The organism is Polaromonas sp. YR568, assembly GCF_943369415.1.
Classification (GTDB): domain Bacteria; phylum Pseudomonadota; class Gammaproteobacteria; order Burkholderiales; family Burkholderiaceae_C; genus Polaromonas.
Window position 1 is genome coordinate 1 of record NZ_CALRNF020000002.1, and the last position, 24,019, is coordinate 24,019.

The window sequence follows — 24,019 nt, forward strand, 5'->3', positions numbered from 1 at the left end:
ACAGCGGCGCACTTTGAGGCAGATCCACACACTCAGCCCAAAAAGGAGAAAACCAAGAACTTATCCACATCGTGAGCACCTTCTGCTCACAAAGAGTGTGGGTCAATATTCGATGGAAAACTCGGGTCAGACTTCAGCGGAATTCAACATTTTACAGGCTTGTGGCGTTTCGTATTGCCAAACTGAGCCATGACGGCTACCGGGTGAAATACATTGATGAATGCTAAGACCCAAGTTCGCACGGCTGCACCCCAGCACACGGACAACGACGCGCGCGAGCTGCGCCACCGCACGCTGATGGCCAGGATGGACGCCTACCAGCAGGGCACGGGGCCGGCGCCCACGGTGTCGGAGTTCGAGCGCTGGAGGGAAGACGTCGCCTTCAATCTCGCGATGGGCCGCTTGCTGTCGGGTGGCTCCGACAGCTAGATTTTTTTCCGTTTCCGGATTCAGCCGATTTCCAGCACCCACCTGGAAACCCATTTCGCGACGAAGTAGCCGGCGATGACGGCGGCCACGCACAACGCGGCGAGAAGGCCGTTTTCCATCAGGCGATTTTCAGCTTTGGTTTTGGATTTCTCTTCGGGCGCATGGCGGCTGGATTCGTCTGGTGAGGGCATGGGCCTGACGATAGCCCTCGTGAGGCGGAATCCGAGCCCACAATGTCACCTTTCGATGTAGGAGCCGGCTGACAGGCGCACTGCAAGCCCTCCGCGTTTACTGTTCATCGATCAATCGCAGTCCAAACAAGACATCAGGCCAAATTCCGCGAAAGCACCTCCCGGGTCGGCCCTTGCTCACTGCTTGCGCCTGATCACAAAGGCATTGCCTGCCTGCTCAAAACCCAGCGCCGGGTAGTAGGACATCGCATCGGGTGCGGAGAGCAGGATCAGGGACACCTGGTCCCCAATGATGGCCTGCGTGCGCCTGATGAGTTCCTTGCCGATGCCGGCGCCCTGGTATTTTTTGTCCACGGCAAGGTCCGAGAGATAGCAACAGTACGCATAGTCGGTGAGCGAGCGGCTCAGGCCCACCAACTCATTGCCAACCCACGCCGAAAGCACCAGGCCGGGCGCGGAGAACATGCGGGCAATCCTGGGAAGGTCGCCCGTGGGGCGCTTGATGCCGGATTGCCCGAAGACGCGCACGACGTCGAGCGGGTCCAGCGGGTGGTTGTGGCGGTATTCGACGGTGATGTTTTTCATGAGATCAAGGGTTTAGAAATGACGCGACGCAGACCCCCGCGATGATGCCAAACGCAAGGCAATAGAGGTTGGCTGCGATGCCAATGCCTTTCAGGAGCCGCATTCCTTCAGCATCGCCGGCATCGATCAAAAACTGGACGCATTGCCTGCGGTGCTCTACCGGATGCGGAGCACCACGCTCTTTCAGCGAGTTCTGCATGCCGACCGAAGACACCATGGCCAGTATCGAAACCACGCTGACGACCGGAAAAAACAGGCCGCGCACAGTCCAGATCGAAACCTTGGGCATACAGCCCGCGTGCAGCATCTCTGCACCAAACGCAATCGCCATGCCGGCAAGGATGAAGATGGTTTCGTTGCGGGTCAGGTCCTTGACGATCTGGTCCGCGCTTTTGGAAAAATCAATTCTCATCCGCCACCCCTACGCAACGGCCCGCCGGCTCGGGGCCCGCATATTCATGCTTCAGGATGATGCGTGCCAGGCGATGCTCAAGATGGCGCACAAAGGGCTTGTGACCGTCCGACCTGAAAGAGAAGTACTCGCCATACCGGTTTGTGGCGCAGACGGTCAGGATGCAGCTAGTGTGCTCGCCGTTGCTCGTATCTTCGTCCATGCGCACGATGACGGCGTTACGGCTTTCAAAGGCGAAACGCGCATCGTCTGCGCGAACAACGCTGTCCAGAAAATGCTGCATCGCCAGCTCGACACGCGAGACTCCCGGATGGCGCCGCGCGTACAGAAGGCAGGCGCCAATACCAAGCGCTGAAAGCAGGAGCATCGCGCCTGGCAGGAAACGGGCGTCGAACATCTATGGATCCCTAGGATGGAAATGGATCGACCGATTCTGCAAGCGGCATCATCACGCCTCGGCAATGACCGCGATGGAGACTTTCAGGCCGGGCACGCGAACCGGCAGCTTCGCACCCTGCCGCGCGGGCGGGTTCACCGGAAACCATTTAAGCCACTCTTCATTCATGCCGGCGAAGTCGGCCTCTTCCAGAATGATGACCGTGGCGCTCACCACCTTGTCGAGCGAAGAGCCGGCGGCCTTGAGGATGGCGGACACGTTCTGCAGGCACTGCCGGGTCTGCGCCTGGATGGTGTCGCCCACGATCTTTCCGGTCACGGGATCGTGCGGCCCGGTGCCGGAGACAAACACCAGACCCGCGGCGCGCACCGCCTGGCTGTAGGTGGGCGGCGGGCTTGGGGCGTCGGGGGTTTGGATGATGTCTCTTGCCATGGTTTTCCGTTGCTGCGGGATGATGAAGGAGATCAAGCAGGAACAAGCCCGCAGACGATTCTAGGCAGGCGGCCTGACGGTCGCCTCCTCAGTATGGAGTAGCCACTGCCGTCAGCCTCACGCCGTGGCAATCCGCATCTGCCGAAGCCACGCCCCAGGCGCCAGCCCCACACTCCCCTTGAAGCGTCGGCTGAAATGGCTCTGGTCGGCAAAGCCGCAGGCGGCGGCCACTTCGGCCAGGCCCTGGCCGGCCAGCATGGCGGCCTGGGCGCGCTCCAGGCGCACGGCGTTGAGGTAGATATGGGGCGGCACGCCGAACTGTTGGGCGAAGGCGCGGGTCAGGTGCACGCGCGAGAGGCCGGCTTCGCGCGCCAGGGCGTCGACGGTGATGTCCTGGTCGAAGTGGCTGCGCAAATAGTCGCGGATGCGGGCCATGCGGGCGGCGCCGGCCGGTTTGGCCTGGTCGCCTGTGCTGCGCCGCTCACCGTAGCGCTGCAACAGCCGCACCAGCACGGCGCGCGTGAGTTCCTCGGCGCGCAGCGACTCCTGCGCCTGGCCGGCCGCGCCTATGGCTTGCACCAGCGCGCGGCCCATGGCGGCGTCGCGCACCACGGGCTGGCGGAAGTAGGCGGCCATGTCGGCGCCCGCCTCCTTGTCGCGGCATTCGTCGACGACCTGCGGCGCCACGTACAGCATGCTGTAGCCAAAGCCTTCCTGCGTGCCGCGCTGGCCGTCGTGCGGCTCGTCGGGGTTGAAGAGGATGACGTCGCCGCGCAGGCTGGCGTGCAGGGTGCCGCCGCAGTGAAAGGTCTGCACACCGGAAGCGGTGACGCCTATGGAATAGGTCTCGTGACTGTGGCGTTCGAAGGCATGCTCGGTGAAATGGGCGTTCATCAAAGTCACGCCGGGCAAAGCGCCTGGGCGAAAGCGCGCCCAGTCCTGGGAGGTAGGGGCTTGGGCGTCGTGCATGAAACAATCGTACAAGACGCGCCGGGCAAGGACAAGCAGACTCCCCTCTTTCACCGCAACACAAGAGGAATTGTCATGAAGACACACGCCATAGACCTGCAGTCCAAACTCGCAAGCTTTGAGGGCCATTGGCAGCCGCGCACCGTGAGCGAGTTCAACGGCCACGACGTGATGGTGGTCAAGGTACAGGGCGAATACAGCTGGCATTCGCACCCGGAGAGCGACGACTTCTTCCTGGTGCTCAAGGGAGAACTGCACATCGACATCGAAGGCCAGCCTACCGTGGCGCTCAAGCCCGGCCAGCTGTATGTGGTGCCGCGCGGCGTGCGGCACCGGCCGCGTGCCGTGGAGGAAGCGCATCTGCTGCTGATAGAGCCCACGGGCGCGCCCAACAGCGGCGATGCGGCAACGGCCGCGCCGCGAAGGGTGATCTGAGCCCAAAACCCGCGGGGAGCGGTGGAGCATTTCAATTACTTGACTTTGTCAATAAATTACCTGACGATAGCCGCCATGGTCAAGTCACGCACCTCCACCCTCCCCGCCCCGTCGTCTTCCACCCCAGTCGCCACGGCGCACATCAAGGCGATCCGCGGTTTCAACCGCTTCTACACGCAGCGCATCGGTGTGCTGGACCCTTACCTGGGCAGCGAGTTCTCGCTGACGGAGGTGCGGGTGCTGTATGAGCTGGCCCACCGCGACCAGCCGACGGCCACCGAGCTGGGGCGCGACCTGTCGCTGGACGCGGGCTACCTGAGCCGCATCCTGCGGCGCTTCGAGAGCAAAGGCTGGCTGGCGCGTGTGCCGTCGCCGGCGGATGCGCGGCAAAGCCTGCTGAAGCTGACCGAAGCCGGGCATGCGGTGTTTGCGCCGCTGCAGCAGCAGTCGCGCGACGAGGCGGCGGCCCTGCTGGCGGCGCTGGCGCCCGAGGACCAGCACAAGGTGGTGAGCGCCATGACGACGGTGCAGCGCCTGCTGGCCGGCCCGGGCGAGGCCGCCGCGACGCGCACCGTGGTACTGCGCGACCCGCGGCCCGGCGACATGGGCTGGGTGGTGCAGCAGCACGGCGATATCTATGCGCGTGAATACGGCTGGAACGGCGAGTTCGAGGCGCTGGTGGCCGACATCGCGGGCAAATACCTCAAGAACTACCGGCCCGACTGCGAGAAATGCTGGATCGCCGAGCTGGACGGCGAGCGTGTGGGTGCGGTGTTTGTGGTGCGCAAGTCGGCCACGGTGGCGCAGCTGCGCATGCTGATCCTCACGCCGGGCGCGCGCGGCCTGGGCCTGGGCGGGCGGCTGTCGGACGAATGCATCGCGTTCGCGCGCGCCAAGGGCTACAAAAAAATGGTGCTGTGGACCAACAGCTGCCTGACCGCCGCGCGCGCGATTTACGCCAAACGCGGCTTCACGCTGGTCAAGAGCGAGCCGTATCAGGGTTTTGGGCGGGAATTGGTTGGTGAGACCTGGGAACTGAAACTTTAGCCTTGAGTGCCGGAGAATTCCTGGAACTTCCGCCTTCAGCCCTCGTGAATCGCGAAGAGTGAGCTATTGTTTTAATAGCAAATGAAGCGCCTCGGCTTCTCGCGCGCGGGCCGGGGCGCGGCGCGCGGGCGGCGATAATGGGCGCATGAGCCCCCTGCCCGCGGAAGAGCGTCCGCAACCCAAATCCCTCACCGACCTGTTCATTTCATTCACCCTGCTGGCCCTGCAGGGCTTCGGCGGCGTCCTTGCCATCGTGCAGCGCGAGCTGGTCGAGAAAAAGCAATGGATGACGCGTGAGGAGTTCATCGAAGACTGGGCGGTGGCGCAAATCATGCCGGGCCCCAACGTGGTGAACCTCTCGCTGATGGTGGGCGGGCGCTACTTCGGCCTCAAGGGCGCGATGGCGGCGCTGGCCGGCATGCTGACCTTGCCGCTGGTGCTGGTGCTGATCCTGGCGGTGCTGTATGCCCAGTTCGCCGGCCACCCCGGCGTGGCGGGCGCCTTGCGCGGCATGGGCGCGGTCGCGGCCGGTCTGATCGCGGCGACCGGCCTCAAGCTCTTTGGGGCGCTGCAGAAGAACGTGCTGGGCATGCGGCTGTGCATAGGCCTGGGCGTGCTGTGTTTTACGGCGATCGCGCTGCTGCGCATTCCGCTGGCCTATGTGCTGCTGAGCCTGGGCCTCACGGCCTGCGTGCTGGCCTACCGGAGGCTCAAGCCATGAACGAGCAACTGCAAACACTGCACCTGGTCTTCGGCGCGCGGGAGTGGTTCGACCTTTTCCTGCACTACCTCTCGCTGTCGCTGCTGTCGGTGGGCGGGGCGATCAGCACCGCGCCCGACATGCACCGCTTCCTGGTGGACAAGCAGCACTGGCTGACCGACGCGCAGTTCAACGCCTCCATCGCGATTGCGCAGTCGGCGCCGGGGCCCAACGTGCTGTTCATCGCGCTGCTGGGCTGGAACGTGGGCCTGAACGCCGGCGGCATGCTGACCGGCCTGCTGGGCGTGTTCCTGGCGCTGCTGGGCATCCTGATTCCAAGCACCACGCTGACCTACACGGCCGCGCAGTGGGGCCACCGCAACCGCGAACTGCGGGCGGTGCGCGCCTTCAAGCAGGGGATGGGCCCCATCGTGGTGGCCTTGCTGATCGCCACGAGCTGGATCCTGGCGAGCGCCAACGGCAGTTCGTTGAAAGACTGGCCGGTGTGGCTGGTGACGGCCGCCTCGGCCATCATCGTCTGGCGCAGCAAGATCCATTTGCTGTGGCTGCTGGGCGCGGGCGCCCTGCTGGGCTGGTACGGGCTGATCTAGCCCGTCCCGGACCCGGCCTCAAGAAGCCTTGCGCCGCTGGCGCAAGGCCTCATACAAACACACGCCGCTGGCCACGGACACATTGAGGCTTTCCACCGCGCCGTGCATGGGGATGCTGACCAGTTCATCGCAGGTCTTGCGCGTGAGCTGTCGCATGCCCTCGCCTTCGGCGCCCAGCACCAGCGCGACCGGTCCCGTCAGGTCCACGTCGTAAATGGTTTTTTCGGCGTCGTCGCTGGTGCCTATGCACCAGATGTTGCGTTCCTTGAGCTCGCCCAGGGTGCGGGCCAGGTTGGTGACCATGAAGTAAGGCATGGTTTCGGCCGCGCCGCTGGCGACCTTGGCGACGGTGGCGTTGATGCCGGCCGCGTGGTCCTTGGGGGCGATGACGGCGTGGGCGCCGGCGCCGTCGGCCACGCGCAGGCAGGCGCCCAGGTTGTGCGGGTCGGTGACGCCGTCCAGCACCAGCAGCAAGGGCTGGGCGGTGCCGGCTTCCTCGAGCTGCTCGAGCAGTTCATCGAGCGACTTGACCTGGGCCAGCGGGTCCACGCGGGCGACCACGCCCTGGTGGCCGTGGCTGCCGCACATCTTGGCCAGGCGCAGGCCGTCGGATTCGATCAGCCGTATGCCGGCCTCGCGGGCCCGGTCGGTGAACTGGCGCATGCGCGCGTCGCGGCGCGAAACGTCGAAAAACACCTCCAGAACGGACTTGGGCGCGGTTTTGATGCGGACGCCGACGGCATGAAAGCCAAAAAGGACTTTGGGGGTAGAGGACATCCTGGGGATTATCACTGCCAGGAGTCTGGGCGGCGGAAAGCATCGGCATTACTACCGGTGCGCCGGGGACGACCGGCGGTCACAATGCCTGCAGGGTAAGACTAAAATAGTAACAATTTGTGGCCGGTCGGGGCCTCACAATTTTCACAACAACGCGGCGGGGGCATTATGGGATTGAGGCTTAAATTCAACTTGGTGTTGATCGTGGTGTTCCTGGCCGGCTTCGGCGCCGCCGGGCTCATGTCGCGCCAGCTGCTGCAGGAAAACGCCCGCGAGGAAGTGCTGCGCAATGCCCGCCTCATGATGGACACCGCCCTTTCGGTGCGCGCCTACACGGTGGAGCAGATCAAGCCGCACCTGGACAAGCAGTTGGAAGAAGTCTTCCTGCCCCAGACAGTGCCGGCCTACGCGGCCACCGAAACACTGGCCAACATCCAGAAGAAGTACCGCGACTACGGCTACAAGGAAGCGACGCTGAACCCGACCAACCCGCGCGACCGCGCCACTGACTGGGAAGCCGACATCGTCCAGCAGTTCCGCCAGAATGCCGAGTCGAAAGAATTGATTTCCGAGCGCGCCGCGGCCACCGGCCGGCTGCTTTACATCGCCAAGCCCATCCAGATCACCAACGCGGCCTGCCTGCAGTGCCACAGCGTGCCGGCCGCCGCACCGGCCAGCATGATCAGGATTTACGGCGAGGCCAACGGCTTCGGCTGGAAACACAACGAAATCATAGGCGCTCAAGTTGTGACGGTGCCCATGGACATTCCCATCCGCAATGCCGAGCGCACCTTCAAGACCTTCATGGCTTCGCTGGCCGCCGTGTTCACGGTGGTCTTCATCGTGCTGAACCTGATGCTGAGCTGGCTCATCGTGCGGCCGATACGCCGCATGTCGCAGGCGGCCGACAAGGTCAGCACCGGCGATTTTGAAGTGCCGGAGTTCGCCGACGGCGGCAAGGACGAGATGGCCGTGCTGGGCAGCTCGTTCAACCGCATGCGCCGCAGCCTGGAAAAAGCCATGCAGATGATAGACCGCGGCGACTGAGCCTCGCGCCGCCGCCCACCCCACCACCGATACCGGACGCATGACCGACCCCGAAGACAGGACCCGCACCCAGCCCGTGCGCCCCGACGGCGCCGCACCGGCCGTGCATGCCGACAGCGGGGACGCGGCCGCGCTGATGCCGGGGCAGACCGTCTTTGAGTACCGCATCGAGAAAATGCTGGGCGGCGGCGGCTTCGGCATCACCTACCTGGCGCAGGACGTCAACCTGCAGTTGCCGGTGGCCATCAAGGAATACTTTCCGGGCGACCTTGCCGTGCGTTCGGCCGACCTGTCGGTGCACGTGCGCTCGGGCGCCAACGCGGCGCAGTTCCAGTGGGGCCTGGAGCGCTTTCTCGAAGAGGCGCGGGCGCTGGCCTCGTTTCGCCACCCCAACATCGTGCGGGTGCTGCGCTACTTCAAGGAAAACGGCACGGCCTACATCGTGATGGAGTACGAGTCGGGCGACCCGCTCAAGCGCTGGCTGGCCAGGCAACCCGCGCTGGACCAGCAGGGCCTGCTGAAGATCATCTACCCGCTGATGGACGGCCTGGAAGCGGTGCACAAGGTGAACTTCCTGCACCGCGACATCAAGCCGGACAACATCTACATCCGCGCCGACGGCACGCCGGTGCTGCTGGACTTCGGCGCGGCGCGCCGCCTGACCGGCAACCAGGACATGACCAACATCGTGAGCCCGGGCTTCGCGCCGTTCGAGCAGTACCACAGCAAGGGCCACCAGGGCCCGTGGACGGACGTCTATTCGCTGGGCGCGGTGATGTACTGGATGACGACGGGGCACAAGCCCATTGAGTCCGCCTCCCGCGTGCGCGAGGACAGCATGCCCAAGGCAGCCGACACGGCCAGCGCGGTGGTCTTCGGCGCGCCGCTGCTGCGCGCCATCGACTGGGCCATGACCCCCAACGAGACGCAGCGCCCGCAGGACGTGGCGGCGCTGCGCCAGGCGCTGCTGAGTTCGGATTTCGTGAAAACGCAGACCATACGCGCGGCCAGCGTGCTGGCGCCGCCCACACCTGCCGCGCCGCCCGCGCCGGCGGCCGAAGCCAGAACGGTGACCGCGCCGACCGACGACGCCTTGCTGGCTTACGCCGCGAGTTCGCAGTCGATCCCGCTCAACAATGCCGAGAACCTGCGCAAGAACGTGCTGGGCACCATCATGTTCCTGGACCTGGTGTCTTATTCCACTTACTCGGTGGACCAGCAGGTAGTGGTCAAGTCGCTGTTCAACGAGCTGATCACCAAGGCGATAGGCGGCGTGAAGGAATCGTCGCGCATCATGATAGACACCGGTGACGGCGCGGCGATCTGCTTCCTGGGCGATCCGGAAGAGGCGCTGCAGTCGGCCCTGCTGCTGCGCGACCTGCTGGTGCAGAAATACGGCCGCAAGATGTCGCTGCGCGTGGGCCTGCACCTGGGCCCCATCCGCATGGTGTTCGACATCAACAAACGGGTCAACGTGGTGGGCGACGGCATCAACGTGGCCCAGCGCATCATGGATTTCGCCCGGCCCAACCAGGTGGTGGTCTCGCGCGCCTATTACGACGTGATCTCGCGCATCACCGACAGCGCCGCCGGCCTGTTCGACTACCTCGGCCCGCACATGGACAAGCACCTGCGCTCGCACGAGATCTACGCGGTGCTGGACCCCAACGCCGCGCCGGCGGCGCCCATGGCATCGAGCCACCCGGAGTTCGAGCACACGGCCTCGTTTGCCGCGCTGGCCTCGCTCACGCCCGATACGGTGCAGGAGATTGAAACCGAGCTGGCCAAGCTGATCGGGCCGCTGGCCCGGGTGCTGGTCAGGAAGGCCGTGCCGCGCACGGTGAGCGCCCAGGGCCTGCGCGACCTGCTGGCCGTCTCCATCCCGGACGCCACGGCGCGCGAAGCCTTTGTGCGGCCGCGCAGCGCCAGCGCGCCCGTGCATTCCGGCCCGCACAGCGCCTCCGGCTCGCGCACCGGCGTCAGCACCACGCCCAGCCGGCTGATTTCGATGCCGGTGTCTCGCCCGCGCCAGGACATGAGCCGTCCTTCCAGCCTCTCGGGGCCGTCGGCGACATCAAGCTCGATGAACGTGCAGCACTTCAGCGCCGAATTGCAGGCCCAGCTGGAACGCCTGCTGAGCCTTTACATCGGCCCGCTCGCCAAAACCCTGGTGCGCAGGGAATCGGCGCGCCAGGCGACCCTGAGCGCCCTGGCCCAGGCGCTGGCGCAGCAGATCGACAAGCCGGACGACCGGGCGAAATTCCTGGTAGCGGCGCAAAAGCTGGGACGCTGAGGCTTCGGCCTTTCGGCCTTTCGGCATGTCTCGGCGGTTCAGGCCGAAACGACGCGGCCCGCATCGATGGTGATGCGCCGCTCGCAGCGCGCCGCAATCGCCTGGTCGTGCGTCACCAGCACCAGCGTGGTTCCGAGCTCGCGATTGAGCTCGAACATCAGCGACATGACGGTCTCGCCGGTGGCGAAGTCCAGGCTGCCGGTGGGCTCATCGGCCAGCAGCACGGCCGGCTGCACCACAAAGGCCCGCGCCAGCGCCACGCGCTGCTGTTCGCCGCCCGACAGCACCTTGGGGTAGTGGCCCAGGCGCTCACCGAGGCCAACGCGCTTGAGCATTTCGGTGGCCATGGGGCGGGCGTTTCTGGCGCCCGACAGTTCCAGCGGCAGCATGACGTTCTCCAGCGCGCTCAGGTTGCCCATGAGCTGGAAGCTCTGGAACACAAACCCGACCTTCTGCGCGCGCAGCGCGGCGCGGTCGTCCTCGCTGAGGGCAAAGAGGTCCTGCCCGGCCAGCTTGACCGTGCCCTGGGTAGGTGTATCCAGCCCGGCGATGATGGACAGCAAGGTGCTTTTGCCCGAGCCGGAGGCCCCCACGATGGCGGCGGTTTCGCGCGCGGCGAGCGAGAAGTCAATATCGCGCAAAATGGCCAATGTGCCGGTGGAGTCGGTGACCGACTTGAAAACGTGCTCCACGGAAATAATTGAAGCTGCCTGAGGCTTTGCGGCCGCATCGGGAACACCGGTTGCCGCGAAGGCCCTGGAAGCATCATTGACGCCATTCACGCCACTCACTGCGGGTTCAAACATGTCAGCCTTGTCGGAAAATATGAAATCAGACTTTACCAAGCTTGCGGCTCAAATAGCAAAGCGCATGCGAAGACCCTTGGCCGCGCTGCTGCTGGCCGCGCTGGCAAGCGGCCCCTGCGCCTGGGCGCAAACGCCCGCCTCCGCCGCCCAGGGCGAGACCGTGCTGGTCGTCGGCGACTCGCTGAGCGCCGAATACGGCCTCAAGCGTGGCGCGGGCTGGGTGCCGCTGCTCGAAAAACAGCTCGCCGGCGAGAAGAAGAGCGCCAAAGTCGTCAACGCCAGCATCAGCGGCGACACCACCTCGGGCGGCCGCTCCCGCCTGCCGGCCCTGCTGGCACAGCACAAACCCGCCGTGGTGGTGATAGAGCTGGGCGGCAACGACGCCCTGCGCGGCCTGCCGCTGGACATGACCGAACAAAACCTCAGCGCCATGACCCAGGCCGCCAAAAAGGCCGGTGCGCGGGTGCTGCTGGTCGGCATGCAGGTGCCGCCCAACTACGGGGGCGCTTATGCCGCAACCTTCTCAGGCCTCTTCGCCAAGATCGCCAAGGCGGAAAAAGTCGCGCTGGTGCCCTTCTTCCTCAAAGGCATCGCCGACGTCGCCGACCCGGTGGCCAACTTCCAGGCCGACCGCATCCATCCCAACGAGCAATCGCAGGCCCGCATGCTGGCCAACGTGTGGCCGGAACTGAAGAAACTGATCAAGTGAGCCTGGACCGCATTTCCGCCGAAGAGGCGCTGGCCACCCTGGGCCGTTACTCCGATGTGATCGACGCGCGCAGCGAGGGCGAATACGCTGAAGACCACCTGCCCGGCGCGGTGAACTGGCCCAGCCTGCATGACGAGGAACGGCAAATCGTCGGCACCCAGTACAAGCAGATCAGCCAGTTCGAGGCCAAAAAACTGGGCGCGGCGCTGGTGGCGAAAAACATCGCCGAACACATCCAGCGCGACGTGCTGGACAAACCCCGGGAATGGCAGCCGCTGCTTTACTGCTGGCGCGGCGGCAAGCGCAGCGGCGCGCTGGCGCTGGTGCTGGACCAGATCGGCTTCAAGGTCACGCTGGTGGACGGCGGCTACAAGGCCTTCCGGGCGGCGCTGGTGGCCGACCTGCCCCAGCTGGCGGCGCGCTTTCGCTACCAGGTCGTGTGCGGCCCCACGGGCTCGGGCAAGACCCGGCTGCTGCAGGCGCTGGCGGCCGAAGGCGCCCAGGTGCTGGACCTGGAAGCGCTGGCCAACCACCGCAGCTCGGTGCTGGGGGCGATTCCCGGCGTGGAGCAACCCAGCCAGAAAGCCTTTGACAGCGGCATCTGGTGCGCGCTGCGCGGCTTTGACCCGGCCAGGCCTGTATACATTGAAAGCGAAAGTAAAAAAGTCGGCAACGTGGCGGTGCCCGAAGGCCTGATCACCGCCATGCGGGCCAGCCCTTGCCTGCAGATTGAACTGCCCGAGGACGAGCGTGTGGCGCTGCTGCTGGAGGATTACGCCTTCTTTGTGAAGGACACCGCGTTTTTCTGCGAGCGCCTGGGCGCGCTGACCGAGGCACGCGGCAAAGCCGTGGTGCAGGACTGGCAGTCACGCGCCCGCAGCGGCGACGTGGCTTCCGTGGTCCGCGAGTTGCTGGTGAAGCATTACGACCCGGGCTATCTGCAATCGATGCAGCGCAATTTTGTGCAGTTCGCTGCCGCACGGGTGCTATCGCCACGCGACCACAGCGCCGGCGCCATGGCCGTGCTGGCCCAGGCCCTGCTTGCTGAAACCGCCCTGCCCTGAAACGACAAACCCGGCGCCACCTTGAACGGTGAGGCCGGGTCTGGCTGGGTTTGGGCTGGAGGCTATTCAGGGAACCGGGTCAGCGGGCGGCACGCCGCCAGGGGCATCGCCCGGCTCGTCCGGTGCATCGGTACCGTCGTCAGCGGCATCATCCGGCTTGCCCTCGGCCTTGCGCTTGAGCTTTTCTTCTTTTTTGCGTTTTTTCGCAAGCTCTTTCTGGCGCTTTTCGTAAGAGTAATTGGGAGTTGCCACTGCGTGCTTTCGTGAATAGGTAACCCTTACTGTACTGCATTGCCGTCACGGCATATCAGGCTTTTGACCGGGGTTTTAATCAGGCTTTTCCCAGGGCTTGCACGATGTCGGCCTGCAGGTCCGCCACAGCCTCCAGGCCCACCGAAAAGCGCACCAGGCCGCCCTGGTAAGGCCAGGGCGTGGTCCGCAACGCCGGGATGTCGTACGGCGCGCACAAGCTCATCGGGCCGGCCCAGCTGTATCCGATCTTGAAGAGCTGCAGGCTGTCGCAAAAGCGGTCCACCCGCTCCGGGGTGAACTCGGGCTTGAAGACGGCGCTCAGCAGGCAGGCGGCGCCCGTGCAGTCGCGCTTCCAGGTTTCGTGGCCGGGCGAGCCCGGCAAGGCCGGGTGCAGCACGGTGACGATTTCGGTGCGGGCGGCCAGCCAGACGGCCAGCTCGCGCGTGGCGGCATCCTGGGCCGCATAACGCAAGGCCATGCTGTTGAGGCCGCGCAGCACGAGCTCGGCGTCATTGCCGGCTATGCCGAAACCGATGCGCATGTGGCAGAAGTGGATCAGATGGTGCAAAGCCTCGTCGCGCGTGACGACGGAGCCCATGAGCACGTCGGCGCCGCCGCTGGGGTATTTGGTCAGGGCCTGCACCGAGATATCCAGGCCCATGTCAAAGGCGTTGAAGGCCAGGCCCGCGCCCCAGGTGTTGTCCAGCGCGGTCACGATGCCGCCGGGGTGCGCGTTCTGGTGCGCCTTGACGGCCGCGACCAGCGCGGGCATGTCGGGGAATTCCAGTGTGATGGAGCCAGGGGCTTCTATCCACACCAGCCGGGTTTTCGGGCCCAGCTTGGCAGCCAGGTCGGCGGGGTTCATCGCATCGTAAAAGCGGTGGGTGATGCCCCAGGCGGCCAGCTCGGCCTGCGCGAAGCTCTTGTTGGGGCCGTAGGCGTTGTCGGGGATCAGCAGCTCGTCGCCGGCCTTGAGCAGCGCCATGCCGACCAGCACCACCGCCGCCAGGCCGCTGGGCACCAGCGTGCAGTGCTTGCCGCCTTCCAGGGTGGCGATGCGCTCTTCCAGCGTGAAGGTGGTCGGCGTGCCGTGCAGGCCGTAGGTGTAGCCGGTCTTGTGCTTCCAGTCGCGGCTGCGCAGCGCGGCGACGGTGGGAAAGGCGATGGTCGAAGCCTTGTAGACCCCGGGCGGAATCGAATCAAACCCGGCGGGCGGCTTGTAGGGGTGATGGATCAGGGTGGTGGAGATGTCGGATGGGGAATCGCTCATGCAGCGATATTACGGCAGTTTTCCGGTCTTGCTCAACCCTCGTTCGGGGTCATCCAGCCATATAGGGTTCATGAATTTTCCGCCTGCGTCACGTGGCAAGCCGAACGCAGCGCGCCAGCCAGGCCGTACCGGCAAACGCCTCATTGCTCCCGGTCGAAATAGCCCGCGTCCGTGATACCCATCAACTTCACCAACTCCTGGCGCAAGGCCCTACCCCCTGGACTTTCGGTGAACTCGCCGTGTAGTTTGTTGGCGTACCTCCGCCACAGGGAGGAGCCAGGTGTTATCGCGTTGAAGCGCCCTACATCCAGGGCTGGTTTCGTTGCCTTGAAGAGCAGCTCGACGACCACCCGGCAAGTGTCCTCTTCCATTTTTTGCACGGACCGAACCGCACAAAATTCATCGTAAGCGTACTCTTCAAAACTTCTCTTGAGAAAGAGAGAAGTTTTCCACTTGCGAACGTGCTTTGTCTTTTGGTTGACGTCGAAATTGAAGCTGCCATGCTGGGAAACCCATAACGTCGTCCATATTGGGCAAACCACCATAAATGCGCCGCCGCCAAGGAGAAGCCATGACAGCCAGGGATCGCGCGCCCCGCGACCCAAAAACGCGAAGAACCCGCCACTGCAAACCATGAACAGGATCGCCAGAATGATGAAGATCCAACCAGCCAGACCAGCGGGGGCTCCGGTTTGAAGCGATCTCCAGTTTTGCGGCCCGTCAACAGACGGCAAAGCCGGCGGACTTGGCATCATGCGGCGCTGGCCAGCGTCAAGCCGATGTACCCGACGCCGTTAAATCTTCCACTTTGCCATGAGCTGCGCCGGCGACAGCGAGTCATAGCCCTCAAACGGCTGGTGAATCCACGGATTGGTGGGCAGCAGTTCGACCGAGTAATCCGGCTGGAAGGTGGACACGCCCTTGGTCCAGATCACGGCGCTGCGCAGCTCGGTGATGGGTTTGTAGTTGTTCTTGAGCTGGTGGATCACGGCGTTGAGCGTGTGGCCGGAGTCTGCCAGGTCGTCGACCAGCAGCACCTTGCCGGCGATCTCGCCCTTGGGCGTGGTGATGAAACGCGCGATGTCGAGGTTGCCCTGCGTCATGCCGGCATCGGCCCGGTAGGAGCTGGTGGACATGATGGCCAGCGGTTTGTCGAAGATGCGCGACAGGATGTCGCCGGGGCGCATGCCGCCGCGGGCCAGGCACAGGATGGTGTCGAACTGCCAGCCGGACTGGTGGATCTTGATGGCCAGTTTTTCGATCAGGTTGTGGTACTCGTCATAGCTCACGTAGAGATGCTTGCCGTCTTCTGTCAACATGGGGCGCTCCTGATGTATTCGCTGCCTGCGCCCCGTCTCAGGGGCGGCAAGCCTGTTTGCTGTGGGGCTGAAGCCTTGGGACCGTATCCGCTCAGGCGGCTGCGTAGGGGTTGCGCAGCAGGATGGTGTGGTCGCGGTCCGGGCTGGTGGAAATCATGTCGATGGGCACGCCGGTGACTTCCTCGATGCGGTGCAGGTATTTTTGCGCGGCCTCGGGCAGCTTGTCGTACTCCGTGACGCCGACCGTGCTCTGGCTCCAGCCCGGCAGGGTTTCGTAAATCGGCTTGCAGCGCTCGATCTCTTCGGCGCCCATGGGCAGGATGTCGGTGATGTGCCCGTCAAGTTCATAGCCGGTGCACAGCTTGAGTTCGTCGATGCCGTCGAGCACGTCGAGTTTGGTGATGCACAGGCCCGACAGGCCGTTGACCTGGGCCGAGCGCTTGAGCAGCGCGGCGTCAAACCAGCCGCAGCGGCGGCTGCGCCCGGTGGTCACGCCTTTTTCGGCGCCCACGGTGGAGAGGTGGTAGCCCACGGTGCCGGGTTTTTCCCAGTCGAGTTCGGTCGGGAAAGGCCCGCCGCCCACACGCGTGCAATAGGCCTTGGTGATGCCCAGGATGTAGTGCAGCATGCCCGGGCCCACGCCGGCGCCGGCTGACGCATTGCCGGCCACGCAGTTGCTGGAGGTGACGTAAGGATAGGTGCCGTGGTCGACGTCGAGCAAGGTGCCTTGGGCGCCTTCAAACAGCAGGTTGGCGCCGTCGCGGTGCGCGTCGTTGAGTTCGCGCGAAACGTCGGCCATCATGGGCTTGAGCAGTTCGGCATGGCGCATGGCTTCGGCGTACACGGTGTCGAAGTCGATGGCGGGCGCATGCAGGTAGCCGGTCAGCACGAAGTTGTGCAGCTCCAGCAGGTCGCGCAGCTTGGCGGCGAAGCGGTCGGGATATTTGAGGTCCTGCACGCGCAGCGCGCGGCGGGCGATCTTGTCTTCATAGGCGGGGCCGATGCCGCGGCCCGTGGTGCCGATCTTGGTGGTGCCGCCCTTTTCGCGGTAGGCTTCGCGCGCGATGTCGAGCGCGGCGTGGAACGGCAAAATCAGCGGGCAGGCTTCGCTGATGCGCAGGCGTGAACGCACCTCGACACCGGCTTTTTCCAGGCCTTCGATTTCCTCGAACAGCTTGGCGGCCGACAGCACCACGCCGTTGCCGATGTAGCACTTCACGCCCGGGCGCATGATGCCGCTGGGGATCAGGTGCAGCGCCGTTTTCACGCCGTTGATGACCAGCGTGTGGCCGGCGTTGTGGCCGCCCTGGAAGCGCACCACGCCCTGGGACATCTCGGTGAGCCAGTCGACCAGCTTGCCCTTGCCTTCGTCGCCCCACTGGGTGCCCACGACCACGACATTGCGGCCCGCGTCTGCGGTTTGTTTGTTTGTCATCTTCAATTCTCTTTAAGGTGTGTTGGGATCAAGCCGGACGGGGCACGGGGCCTCACGCGGCTTTCTTCAGGGGCTGGACCACCCATTGACCGGCAGCGTGGGCCAGTTCGCGGTCGCAATCGAATTCGTTGACTTCATGTTCATGGCCGGGCAGCACGCAGGCCACGGTTTCGCCGCCGGCGCGCAGGCGGGCGATGGCCGCGCGCAGGCCGGCGTCTTCGCCCCAGGGCGCGCGTATGGCGGCCTTCAGGGGCCGGGGCGGCAGCACGCTGACGAGTTCTTTCAGGTCCAGGCTGAACCCGGCCGCCGGCCGGTTACGGCCGAACACGGCGCCGACCTCGTCATAACGGCCACCGCGCGCGAGTTCGGCGCCCTGCCCGTAAATGGCAAAGCGGGTGCCGCTGTAATAGGCGTAGCCGCGCAGGTCGGCCAGGTCGAAGCTGACCTTGACCTCGCCTTTTTCACCGCGGGTGTGGGCCGCCAGCCATTGGAGGTTTTGCAAGGCGGCTTTCAGGCCCGTCGAGAGTGGCAGGGCTTTTTCGGCTTCGGCCAGGACCTTCTCATCGCCGTAGAGCTGCAGCAGCGCCTTGAGGCCTTCGCGAGCCTCGGTGGAGATGCCGCTGTTGGCGCTGGCGGTAAGGCTGTCGAGTTCGCTCGCGTCCTTGGCCGCCAATGCGGTGTGGATGAGGGCCAGGGTCTTGGCATTGACGGTGGCGCCGGCCAGCAGGCTGTTGACGATGCGCACGTCGGCCATGTCGACGCTCAGGTCGGTGACGCCGGCGGCTTTGAGCCCTTCCAGCGCCAGTTGCTGGGCTTCAAGGTCGGCTTCGAGGCCGGCGTGGCCGTAGATTTCAGCGCCGAACTGCAGCGGCTCGCGGGTGGCGTGGGGGCGGTCGGTGCGGGTGTGCAGCACCGGGCCGCAGTAGCACAGGCGCGCCACGCCCTTGCGGTTGAGCAGGTGGGCGTCGATGCGGGCCACCTGGGGGGTGGTGTCGGCGCGCAGCCCAAGGGTGCGGCCGGAGAGCTGGTCGACCAGCTTGAAAGTTTGCAGATCCAGCGCTTCGCCGGTACCGGTCAAGAGCGACTCGAGGTGCTCGAGCAGCGGCGGCATGACGAGTTCATAGCCGTAGCTGCGGGCGGTGTCGAGGAACAGGCGGCGCAGCTCTTCGATATGGCGCGCCTCGGAGGGCAGGACATCGGCAATTTGATCGGGCAATTGCCATGATGACGACCAGGCGGGCATTGTAATTTTCGTGGGCTGTTAAAAACGAGATTTTACCGGGCTTGAAGCCGGTTTTCGGCCTGCGGGAGGCCCAATGGCGCACTCACGCGGAAATACCTGCCGTGGCAGCCCGCCGAAGGCGGCGAAATCAGAGCAGCACGGCCAGCAGGATCAAGCCCGCCGCGATGCTGCACAGCCCGAAGAAACGGATCTGGCCGTTGCCCAGCGTGAGGATTTGCTCGAACATGCGGCGCCAGCCGCCGGGGGAGATGAAAGGCAACAAGCCCTCGATGACCAGCATCAGGGCCAGTGCCAGCCAGAAGGTGTTGCCGTCCACGACGGCTTATTTTTTGGCGGGTGCGGCGGCGCTGCCGGAGCCCGGGCTACGCATGGCCTTGAAGAAGTCGGACGACGGGTCCAGCACCATCACGTCGCTTTTCTTGCTGAAGGCGGCTTTGTAGGCGTCCAGGCTGCGGTAGAACTGGGCGAACTGCGGATCACGGCCGAACGATTCGGCGTAGGCGCGCGCGGCTTCGGCGTCGCCCTCGCCTTTGACCTTCTGCGCGTCGCGGTAGGCGTTGGCGATGGTGACTTCACGCTGGCGGTCCGCGTCGGCGCGGATTTTTTCGCCTTCTGCCGCGCCGGTGGAGCGCAGTTCATTGGCCACGCGCTGGCGCTCGGCCACCATGCGCTTGTAGACGGAATCGGTGATCGCTTCCACATAGTCCACGCGCGTGATGCGCACGTCGACCACGTCCACACCCCAGGGCTGGGCGCCCTGCACGGCTTGCAGCACTTCACGCTTGACGTCGGCCATCAGCGCTTCGCGCTTGAGCGAGAGCAGGTCCTTGACGGTACGCTTGTTGATCTCTTCCTGGAAGGCGTTGCGAACCACGCGGTTGAGCTGGTTGGCCCCGGCCTTTTCGTCCAGGCCGACGTTGCGGATGTATTCGGTGGGCTGGGTGATGCGCCAGCGCACGTACCAGTCGATCACGACACGCTGCTTTTCGGCCGTCAGCATGGGTTCGGCATCGACGCTGTCGAGCACCAGCAGGCGCTTGTCGATGTACGAGACGTTCTGGAAAGGCGGCGGCATCTTGAAATGCAGGCCGGGCTCGGTAACCACATCCTTGATCTGGCCCAGGGCATAAACCACGCCGAACTGGCGTTGGTCGACCACGAACAGCGTGGAACTGAGCAGCGCCAGGAGAACCAGCAGCGAGGAAACAATAAATCCAACTCTATTCACGATCGTCTTCCTTAGCGTGTTTCACGTTCGCGCGAGCGGGCGGAGTCGCGCGACCGGGCATCGAGGGGTGGCAGGCTGGAAATGGGGGCAACAGGCACCGAGGACGAAGAAGCCGAGCCGGGGACCAGCGGAGTCTCCCCGTTCACCGCGGCATCGCCCTGCGCGCTCATCTGCATGATCTTGTCCAGCGGCAGGTACAGCAGGTTGCTGCCCTGGCGGGAGTCGACCAGCACCTTCGTGACGTTGGTGTAAACCTGCTGCATGGCGTCGGTGTACATGCGGTCGCGCGTGACCTGTGGCGCTTTCTGATACTCGGCGAGCACCGAGCGGAAGCGCTGCGCGTCACCCTGGGCCTGCGCCACGATCTTGGCCTTGTAGGCTTCGGACTCTTCCTTCAGGCGCGAGGCGGAACCGACGGCGCGTGGAATCACGTTGTTGGCATAGGCCTGGGCTTCGTTCTTGGCGCGTTCGCGTTCCTGGCCGGCCTTGAGGACGTCGTCAAACGCGGCCTGCACCTGCTCGGGCGGGCGCACGCCGCTTTGCTGCAGGTTGATGCCGACGACTTCCACGCCGACCTTGTAGCGGTCCAGGATGGTCTGCATCAAGGCGCGCACGCGTGGCCCGATCTGGTCGCGCTCGTCGGCCAGGGCCAAGTCCATCTTCATCTTGCCGACGACTTCACGCACGGCGGTTTCGGCGGCCTGGACGACGGCGGCGGACGGGTCCTTGCTTTCAAACAGGTAGGCGCGCGCGTCATTGAGGCGGTACTGCACGGCGAATTTGATCTCGACGATGTTTTCGTCTTCGGTCAGCATGGCGGAATCGCGCAGGCCCGTGGCCTTGATGATGATGTCGCGGCCGACATCGACCGAACGGATCTGCGTGACGACGACGATCTCATGGCGCTGCACGGGATAAGGCAGGCGCCAGTTGAAGCCCGCGCCCACGGTGGAGTGGTATTTGCCGAACTGGGTGATGACGGCCTGCTGGCCTTCCTGGACGATGAAGAAGCCGGTTCCCAGCCAGATCAGCACCGCGACGCTGGCAATCAGGCCGACGCCGATGCCGGCGCTTTTCATGTCGGGCTGAAAGCCGCCGCCGCTGCCGCCGTTGTTGCCGCCGCCATTGCCGCGGCCAAAGCCGCCGCGGTTGGGGTTGTTCTTGTTGCCGCCGAAGAGGCCGCCCAGCTTGCGGTTGAAGTCGCGCCAGAGTTCGTCAAGGTCGGGCGGTCCCTGGTTGGGCCCCTGCCCTTGCGGCCGGCTGGGCGGCCGCTGCGGCTGCTTGTCCTCACGCGGGGCCTCTGGCTTGGAGTCGTCGGACGACGGCTTGTCGTCGTCCCGGCCCCAGCGCGGATCATTGAGGTTGAACATGCCTTGGGCGCGTTGCTTCAGCCTGCCTGGCAAGGTCGTCAAGGTCTGCAGCACGGGGTTCAGATTCATGGGATCAAACTCACTTTTTTTCATTACACCGACATTGTGCCTAATGAAATCGCCATATCAGGCAAGGTCCTCAGCAGTTAGGGGGAATTCCTCGGCGGGCGGACTGGTCGCATAGCCGGCCAGCAAGGCCCGCAGAAGCGGCAGGCCCTCGCCTGTACGGGCGCTCACGAACACCCGTTCAACGCTGCGGCTGGAGCCCTCAAACGCGTCCCTGAGTTCGAACATGTCCTGCAGGTGCAGGGGCAAGCTGTCCTTTTCAATAGCGTCCAGCTTGTTGAACACGAGTATTTGCGGCACGTCGGCCGCGCCTATCTCCGACAGCACGCGCTGGACCTGCTCGATCTGCTCAAGGTAGTCGGGGTTGGCGCCGTCGACCACGTGCAGCAGCAGGTCGGCATCGGCCGCTTCCTGCAGGGTCGCGGCGAAGGCATCGATCAGGCCGTGCGGCAGGTCGCGGATAAAGCCCACGGTGTCCGACAGCGAGACCGAGCGGGCGGAGTCGCCCAGGTAGAGCTGGCGCGTGGTGGTGTCCAGCGTGGCGAACAGCTGGTCGGCCGCATAGGCGCGTGCCTTGACCAGCGCGTTGAAGAGCGTGGACTTTCCCGCGTTGGTGTAACCCACGAGGGAAATCGTGAAGGAGTTGCGGCGCTCGCGCTGCTTGCGCTGGGTTTGCCGCTGCTTCTTCACTTTGGTCAGGCGCTCCTTGGTGCGTTTGATGGCGTCCCCGATCATGCGCTTGTCGAGCTCGATCTGCTTCTCACCCGGGCCGCCGCGCACGCCGGCGCCGCCGGTCTGCCGCTCCAGGTGGGACCAGCGGCGCACGAGGCGCGTGGACATGTATTGCAGCCGGGCCAGTTCGACCTGGAGCTTGCCCTCGTGGCTGCGCGCGCGCTGGGCGAAGATCTCGAGTATCAACAAGGTCCGGTCGTTGACCGGCATGTCGAGGTGGCGCTCGAGGTTGCGCTGCTGCGCCGGGCTCAGGGATTGGTCGAAAAGTATTTCGGTGGCGCCGGTGTCCAGCGCCATCAACTTGATTTCGTCGGCCTTGCCGCTGCCGATGAAGAGCGCCGCGTCGGGCGCCTTGCGCCTGCACGTGACGCGCGCAACCGGCTGCAGGCCCGCTGTTTGCGCGAGCAAACCCAGTTCCTGCAGATCAGCATCAAAGTTCGGGAGCCCGAGATCCACCCCGACAAGAAGTACGAGGGGTTTCGGGTTCACCGGAGCATCGAACGAACTCAGCTGGCGGGGCTTTCTTCAGACTCGCTGGTCGCGAAATTTACCGCGCGGCCTGGAACGATGGTGGAAATCGCATGCTTGTAGACCATTTGGGTCACAGTGTTGCGGAGCAGAACCACATACTGATCGAAAGATTCGATCTGGCCCTGCAATTTGATCCCGTTGACGAGATAGATGGAAACAGGAACATGCTCGCGACGCAAGGTGTTGAGAAATGGATCCTGCAAGAGCTGGCCTTTGTTATTGCTCACGATATTTTCCGTGTTCAAAAGTTAATAGAACTTGACCTTACCACACGGCGTGGGCCGGGTCATGTAGTCCTAGGCCGATTCCTTGTCTTTAAAGGGGTTGTGCGAGCTTTTCATCTGGATGCGCAGCGGCGTGCCGACCAGGTCGAACTCCTTGCGGAAGCGCCCTTCGAGGTAACGCTTGTACGAGTCGGTGACGTGCTCGAGCGAATTGCCGTGGATGATGATGATGGGCGGGTTCATGCCCCCCTGGTGCGCATAGCGCAGCTTGGGGCGGAACACGCCCGAACGCTGCGGCTGCTGGAACTGCACCGCCTCGAGCAGCAACCGGGTCAGCACCGGGGTGGACATCTTGCGGTTGGCCGAGGCATGGGCCTGCACGATGGACTTCCATACCGGGCCCAGGCCCTGGCGTTTGATGGCCGAGATCGAATGGATGGCGGCGAACTTGAGGAAGCCCAGCCGGGTCTCGATGGAGCGCTCCAGCAGCTCGCGCTGGTAGGAATCCACCGCATCCGACTTGTTGATCGCCACGACCACCGAGCGGCCGCTTTCCAGGATGTAGCCGGCGATGTGGGCGTCCTGGTCGGTCACGCCCTGGGTCGCGTCAAGCAGCAGCAGCACCACGTTGGCGTTCTCGATGGCCTGCAGGGTCTTGACGACGGAAAACTTCTCGATCGCCTCGAAAACCTTGCCCTTGCGGCGCAGCCCGGCCGTGTCTATGAGCTCAAACTTCTGCCCGGCCCGCTCGAATGGCACCGAAATGGTGTCCCGGGTGGTGCCCGGCAGGTCGAAGGCCACCAGGCGTTCTTCGCCCAGCCAGGTGTTGATCAGCGTGGATTTCCCCACATTGGGGCGCCCTGCCACGGCCAGGCGTATGACGGAAGGATCCTGCGGTTCAGGCTCTTCTTCGGGGTCGGGCAGGTTGAGCGGCGCCAGCGCCGTGTCGACCAGGGTGCGCATGCCCTGCCCGTGCGAGGCGGACACCGCGAGCATCTCGCCCAGGCCCAGCTCAAAGAACTCGGACAGTTGCACGCCTTCGGTCATGCCTTCGGCCTTGTTGGCCGTCAGCACCGTGGGCTTGCCCAGCTTGCGCAGGTATTTGGCGATGTCGTGGTCCTGCGCGTTGACGCCGGCGCGGGCATCCACCACAAAAATCACCACGTCGGCTTCCGCGACCGCCTGACGGGTCTGCTTGGCCATTTCCTTGTAGATGCCGGACGCGGCATCGGGCTCAAAGCCGCCGGTGTCGATCACGATGTACTCGTGGGGGCCCAGCTTTCCGTTACCGTAATGACGATCCCGCGTCAGGCCGGCAAAATCGGCCACGATCGCATCCCGCGTCTTGGTCAGCCGGTTGAAGAGCGTCGACTTGCCCACGTTGGGGCGGCCGACTAGCGCAATGACTGGTTTCATCAATCAGTTTCTGGCAGGGCTTGTGGCCC

Annotated in this window: 29 protein-coding genes; 9 read left to right on the plus strand and 20 right to left on the minus strand. The window is 64.6% G+C overall.

Features of this window, described 5'->3' with window-relative positions:
• Positions 1–216: 216 nt before the first annotated feature.
• On the plus strand, positions 217–429 hold the full coding sequence (locus ACLV74_RS01415; RefSeq protein WP_411877580.1) for a hypothetical protein: 213 nt from the start codon (positions 217–219) through the stop codon (positions 427–429).
• A gap of 20 nt (positions 430–449) precedes the next feature.
• Here ACLV74_RS01415 and ACLV74_RS01420 read toward each other — a convergent pair whose 3' ends face one another.
• The 6 genes from ACLV74_RS01420 to ACLV74_RS01445 form a co-directional block, all read right to left on the minus strand.
• On the minus strand, positions 450–620 hold the full coding sequence (locus tag ACLV74_RS01420) for a hypothetical protein (protein ID WP_411877581.1): 171 nt from the start codon (positions 618–620) through the stop codon (positions 450–452).
• Between the two features lie 177 nt (positions 621–797).
• A complete protein-coding gene (locus ACLV74_RS01425; RefSeq protein WP_411877582.1) occupies positions 798–1,205 on the minus strand; it encodes a GNAT family N-acetyltransferase in 408 nt (135 codons plus the stop codon).
• A 4-nt stretch (positions 1,206–1,209) separates the two neighbouring features.
• Positions 1,210–1,617: a hypothetical protein gene (locus ACLV74_RS01430; RefSeq protein WP_411877583.1), complete on the minus strand. Its 408-nt coding sequence runs from the start codon at positions 1,615–1,617 to the stop codon at positions 1,210–1,212.
• A complete protein-coding gene (locus tag ACLV74_RS01435; protein WP_411877584.1) occupies positions 1,607–2,014 on the minus strand; it encodes a hypothetical protein in 408 nt (135 codons plus the stop codon). The genes ACLV74_RS01430 and ACLV74_RS01435 overlap by 11 nt, the downstream gene beginning before the upstream one ends.
• Positions 2,015–2,065: 51 nt before the next feature.
• Positions 2,066–2,446, minus strand: coding sequence for a RidA family protein (locus ACLV74_RS01440; RefSeq protein ID WP_411877585.1), 381 nt, complete (start codon positions 2,444–2,446; stop codon positions 2,066–2,068).
• Between the two features lie 117 nt (positions 2,447–2,563).
• Positions 2,564–3,415 carry an AraC family ligand binding domain-containing protein gene (locus tag ACLV74_RS01445; protein WP_411877586.1) on the minus strand — a complete coding sequence of 284 codons (852 nt, stop codon included), beginning with the start codon at positions 3,413–3,415 and terminating at the stop codon, positions 2,564–2,566.
• A gap of 75 nt (positions 3,416–3,490) precedes the next feature.
• Between ACLV74_RS01445 and ACLV74_RS01450 the strand changes: the two genes are divergently transcribed.
• The 4 genes from ACLV74_RS01450 (at position 3,491) to ACLV74_RS01465 (ending at position 6,208) form a co-directional block, all read left to right on the plus strand.
• A complete protein-coding gene (locus ACLV74_RS01450) occupies positions 3,491–3,850 on the plus strand; it encodes a cupin domain-containing protein (protein ID WP_411877587.1) in 360 nt (119 codons plus the stop codon).
• Positions 3,851–3,925: 75 nt separating this feature from the next.
• Positions 3,926–4,897, plus strand: coding sequence for a GNAT family N-acetyltransferase (locus ACLV74_RS01455; RefSeq protein ID WP_411877787.1), 972 nt, complete (start codon positions 3,926–3,928; stop codon positions 4,895–4,897).
• 145 nt (positions 4,898–5,042) lie between these two features.
• On the plus strand, positions 5,043–5,618 hold the full coding sequence (locus tag ACLV74_RS01460) for a chromate transporter (RefSeq protein ID WP_411877588.1): 576 nt from the start codon (positions 5,043–5,045) through the stop codon (positions 5,616–5,618).
• Positions 5,615–6,208, plus strand: coding sequence for a chromate transporter (locus ACLV74_RS01465; RefSeq protein ID WP_411877589.1), 594 nt, complete (start codon positions 5,615–5,617; stop codon positions 6,206–6,208). Before ACLV74_RS01460 ends, ACLV74_RS01465 begins: the two co-directional genes overlap by 4 nt.
• Positions 6,209–6,226: 18 nt before the next feature.
• Here the strand turns inward: ACLV74_RS01465 and rlmB are convergent, their stop codons facing one another.
• Positions 6,227–6,985 (minus strand): 23S rRNA (guanosine(2251)-2'-O)-methyltransferase RlmB, encoded by a 759-nt coding sequence (gene rlmB, locus ACLV74_RS01470; RefSeq protein ID WP_411877590.1) that lies wholly within the window; start codon positions 6,983–6,985, stop codon positions 6,227–6,229.
• A 168-nt stretch (positions 6,986–7,153) separates the two neighbouring features.
• Between rlmB and ACLV74_RS01475 the strand changes: the two genes are divergently transcribed.
• Together ACLV74_RS01475 and ACLV74_RS01480 are read left to right on the plus strand one after the other, a co-directional pair.
• Positions 7,154–8,032 (plus strand): DUF3365 domain-containing protein, encoded by an 879-nt coding sequence (locus ACLV74_RS01475; protein ID WP_411877591.1) that lies wholly within the window; start codon positions 7,154–7,156, stop codon positions 8,030–8,032.
• 40 nt (positions 8,033–8,072) lie between these two features.
• Positions 8,073–10,325, plus strand: a complete 2,253-nt coding sequence (locus ACLV74_RS01480; RefSeq protein WP_411877592.1) for a protein kinase domain-containing protein — start codon at positions 8,073–8,075, stop codon at positions 10,323–10,325.
• A gap of 38 nt (positions 10,326–10,363) precedes the next feature.
• On the opposite strand, the gene ACLV74_RS01485 is transcribed toward ACLV74_RS01480, so the two are convergent.
• Positions 10,364–11,131 (minus strand): ABC transporter ATP-binding protein, encoded by a 768-nt coding sequence (locus ACLV74_RS01485; protein ID WP_411877593.1) that lies wholly within the window; start codon positions 11,129–11,131, stop codon positions 10,364–10,366.
• Positions 11,132–11,195: 64 nt separating this feature from the next.
• Here ACLV74_RS01485 and ACLV74_RS01490 point away from each other — a divergent pair, with 64 nt between their 5' ends.
• Together ACLV74_RS01490 and mnmH are read left to right on the plus strand one after the other, a co-directional pair.
• The gene (locus ACLV74_RS01490; protein ID WP_411877594.1) at positions 11,196–11,840 is read left to right on the plus strand and encodes an arylesterase; all 645 of its coding nucleotides are present in this window, start codon (positions 11,196–11,198) and stop codon (positions 11,838–11,840) included.
• Complete coding sequence (gene mnmH, locus ACLV74_RS01495; RefSeq protein WP_411877595.1) at positions 11,837–12,904, plus strand: tRNA 2-selenouridine(34) synthase MnmH; 1,068 nt, start codon at positions 11,837–11,839, stop codon at positions 12,902–12,904. The genes ACLV74_RS01490 and mnmH overlap by 4 nt, the downstream gene beginning before the upstream one ends.
• A gap of 66 nt (positions 12,905–12,970) precedes the next feature.
• Here the strand turns inward: mnmH and ACLV74_RS01500 are convergent, their stop codons facing one another.
• From ACLV74_RS01500 to der, 12 genes are all read right to left on the minus strand, one after another.
• Positions 12,971–13,156 carry a hypothetical protein gene (locus tag ACLV74_RS01500; RefSeq protein ID WP_411877596.1) on the minus strand — a complete coding sequence of 62 codons (186 nt, stop codon included), beginning with the start codon at positions 13,154–13,156 and terminating at the stop codon, positions 12,971–12,973.
• Between the two features lie 79 nt (positions 13,157–13,235).
• Positions 13,236–14,426, minus strand: a complete 1,191-nt coding sequence (locus ACLV74_RS01505; protein ID WP_411877597.1) for a PLP-dependent transferase — start codon at positions 14,424–14,426, stop codon at positions 13,236–13,238.
• 140 nt (positions 14,427–14,566) lie between these two features.
• Positions 14,567–15,181, minus strand: coding sequence for a hypothetical protein (locus ACLV74_RS01510; RefSeq protein ID WP_411877598.1), 615 nt, complete (start codon positions 15,179–15,181; stop codon positions 14,567–14,569).
• A gap of 39 nt (positions 15,182–15,220) precedes the next feature.
• A complete protein-coding gene (locus tag ACLV74_RS01515) occupies positions 15,221–15,745 on the minus strand; it encodes a phosphoribosyltransferase (RefSeq protein WP_411877599.1) in 525 nt (174 codons plus the stop codon).
• Positions 15,746–15,836: 91 nt separating this feature from the next.
• A complete protein-coding gene (locus tag ACLV74_RS01520; RefSeq protein ID WP_411877600.1) occupies positions 15,837–17,180 on the minus strand; it encodes an adenylosuccinate synthase in 1,344 nt (447 codons plus the stop codon).
• 52 nt (positions 17,181–17,232) lie between these two features.
• Positions 17,233–18,423, minus strand: coding sequence for an ATP phosphoribosyltransferase regulatory subunit (locus ACLV74_RS01525; protein ID WP_411877601.1), 1,191 nt, complete (start codon positions 18,421–18,423; stop codon positions 17,233–17,235).
• Positions 18,424–18,550: 127 nt separating this feature from the next.
• Positions 18,551–18,739: a DUF2065 domain-containing protein gene (locus ACLV74_RS01530; protein ID WP_411877602.1), complete on the minus strand. Its 189-nt coding sequence runs from the start codon at positions 18,737–18,739 to the stop codon at positions 18,551–18,553.
• A gap of 6 nt (positions 18,740–18,745) precedes the next feature.
• Positions 18,746–19,651 (minus strand): protease modulator HflC, encoded by a 906-nt coding sequence (gene hflC, locus ACLV74_RS01535; protein ID WP_411877603.1) that lies wholly within the window; start codon positions 19,649–19,651, stop codon positions 18,746–18,748.
• A gap of 11 nt (positions 19,652–19,662) precedes the next feature.
• Entirely contained in the window at positions 19,663–21,090 is a 1,428-nt protein-coding gene (hflK, locus tag ACLV74_RS01540) for an FtsH protease activity modulator HflK (protein WP_411877604.1), read from the minus strand.
• Positions 21,091–21,147: 57 nt separating this feature from the next.
• On the minus strand, positions 21,148–22,329 hold the full coding sequence (hflX, locus tag ACLV74_RS01545) for a GTPase HflX (protein WP_411877788.1): 1,182 nt from the start codon (positions 22,327–22,329) through the stop codon (positions 21,148–21,150).
• Positions 22,326–22,577: an RNA chaperone Hfq gene (hfq, locus tag ACLV74_RS01550; RefSeq protein WP_007871209.1), complete on the minus strand. Its 252-nt coding sequence runs from the start codon at positions 22,575–22,577 to the stop codon at positions 22,326–22,328. The genes hflX and hfq overlap by 4 nt, the downstream gene beginning before the upstream one ends.
• 69 nt (positions 22,578–22,646) lie before the next feature.
• Positions 22,647–23,990: a ribosome biogenesis GTPase Der gene (der, locus tag ACLV74_RS01555; protein WP_411877605.1), complete on the minus strand. Its 1,344-nt coding sequence runs from the start codon at positions 23,988–23,990 to the stop codon at positions 22,647–22,649.
• Positions 23,991–24,019: the final 29 nt, after the last annotated feature.

What these genes read in the sequence shown, in the direction of transcription:
- ACLV74_RS01485 (WP_411877593.1), bottom strand. Translation starts at nt 11,131, where the DNA reads ATGTTTGAACCCGCAGTGAGTGGCGTGAATGGCGTCAATGATGCTTCC.
- ACLV74_RS01465 (WP_411877589.1), top strand. Translation starts at nt 5,615, where the DNA reads ATGAACGAGCAACTGCAAACACTGCACCTGGTCTTCGGCGCGCGGGAG.
- ACLV74_RS01425 (WP_411877582.1), bottom strand. Translation starts at nt 1,205, where the DNA reads ATGAAAAACATCACCGTCGAATACCGCCACAACCACCCGCTGGACCCG.
- ACLV74_RS01420 (WP_411877581.1), bottom strand. Translation starts at nt 620, where the DNA reads ATGCCCTCACCAGACGAATCCAGCCGCCATGCGCCCGAAGAGAAATCC.
- der (WP_411877605.1), bottom strand. Translation starts at nt 23,990, where the DNA reads ATGAAACCAGTCATTGCGCTAGTCGGCCGCCCCAACGTGGGCAAGTCG.
- ACLV74_RS01450 (WP_411877587.1), top strand. Translation starts at nt 3,491, where the DNA reads ATGAAGACACACGCCATAGACCTGCAGTCCAAACTCGCAAGCTTTGAG.
- rlmB (WP_411877590.1), bottom strand. Translation starts at nt 6,985, where the DNA reads ATGTCCTCTACCCCCAAAGTCCTTTTTGGCTTTCATGCCGTCGGCGTC.
- ACLV74_RS01460 (WP_411877588.1), top strand. Translation starts at nt 5,043, where the DNA reads ATGAGCCCCCTGCCCGCGGAAGAGCGTCCGCAACCCAAATCCCTCACC.
- ACLV74_RS01440 (WP_411877585.1), bottom strand. Translation starts at nt 2,446, where the DNA reads ATGGCAAGAGACATCATCCAAACCCCCGACGCCCCAAGCCCGCCGCCC.
- ACLV74_RS01505 (WP_411877597.1), bottom strand. Translation starts at nt 14,426, where the DNA reads ATGAGCGATTCCCCATCCGACATCTCCACCACCCTGATCCATCACCCC.
- ACLV74_RS01515 (WP_411877599.1), bottom strand. Translation starts at nt 15,745, where the DNA reads ATGTTGACAGAAGACGGCAAGCATCTCTACGTGAGCTATGACGAGTAC.
- ACLV74_RS01510 (WP_411877598.1), bottom strand. Translation starts at nt 15,181, where the DNA reads ATGATGCCAAGTCCGCCGGCTTTGCCGTCTGTTGACGGGCCGCAAAAC.
- hflK (WP_411877604.1), bottom strand. Translation starts at nt 21,090, where the DNA reads ATGAATCTGAACCCCGTGCTGCAGACCTTGACGACCTTGCCAGGCAGG.
- ACLV74_RS01445 (WP_411877586.1), bottom strand. Translation starts at nt 3,415, where the DNA reads ATGCACGACGCCCAAGCCCCTACCTCCCAGGACTGGGCGCGCTTTCGC.
- ACLV74_RS01415 (WP_411877580.1), top strand. Translation starts at nt 217, where the DNA reads ATGAATGCTAAGACCCAAGTTCGCACGGCTGCACCCCAGCACACGGAC.
- ACLV74_RS01475 (WP_411877591.1), top strand. Translation starts at nt 7,154, where the DNA reads ATGGGATTGAGGCTTAAATTCAACTTGGTGTTGATCGTGGTGTTCCTG.
- ACLV74_RS01520 (WP_411877600.1), bottom strand. Translation starts at nt 17,180, where the DNA reads ATGACAAACAAACAAACCGCAGACGCGGGCCGCAATGTCGTGGTCGTG.
- ACLV74_RS01480 (WP_411877592.1), top strand. Translation starts at nt 8,073, where the DNA reads ATGACCGACCCCGAAGACAGGACCCGCACCCAGCCCGTGCGCCCCGAC.
- ACLV74_RS01525 (WP_411877601.1), bottom strand. Translation starts at nt 18,423, where the DNA reads ATGCCCGCCTGGTCGTCATCATGGCAATTGCCCGATCAAATTGCCGAT.
- ACLV74_RS01455 (WP_411877787.1), top strand. Translation starts at nt 3,926, where the DNA reads ATGGTCAAGTCACGCACCTCCACCCTCCCCGCCCCGTCGTCTTCCACC.
- ACLV74_RS01490 (WP_411877594.1), top strand. Translation starts at nt 11,196, where the DNA reads ATGCGAAGACCCTTGGCCGCGCTGCTGCTGGCCGCGCTGGCAAGCGGC.
- ACLV74_RS01435 (WP_411877584.1), bottom strand. Translation starts at nt 2,014, where the DNA reads ATGTTCGACGCCCGTTTCCTGCCAGGCGCGATGCTCCTGCTTTCAGCG.
- ACLV74_RS01430 (WP_411877583.1), bottom strand. Translation starts at nt 1,617, where the DNA reads ATGAGAATTGATTTTTCCAAAAGCGCGGACCAGATCGTCAAGGACCTG.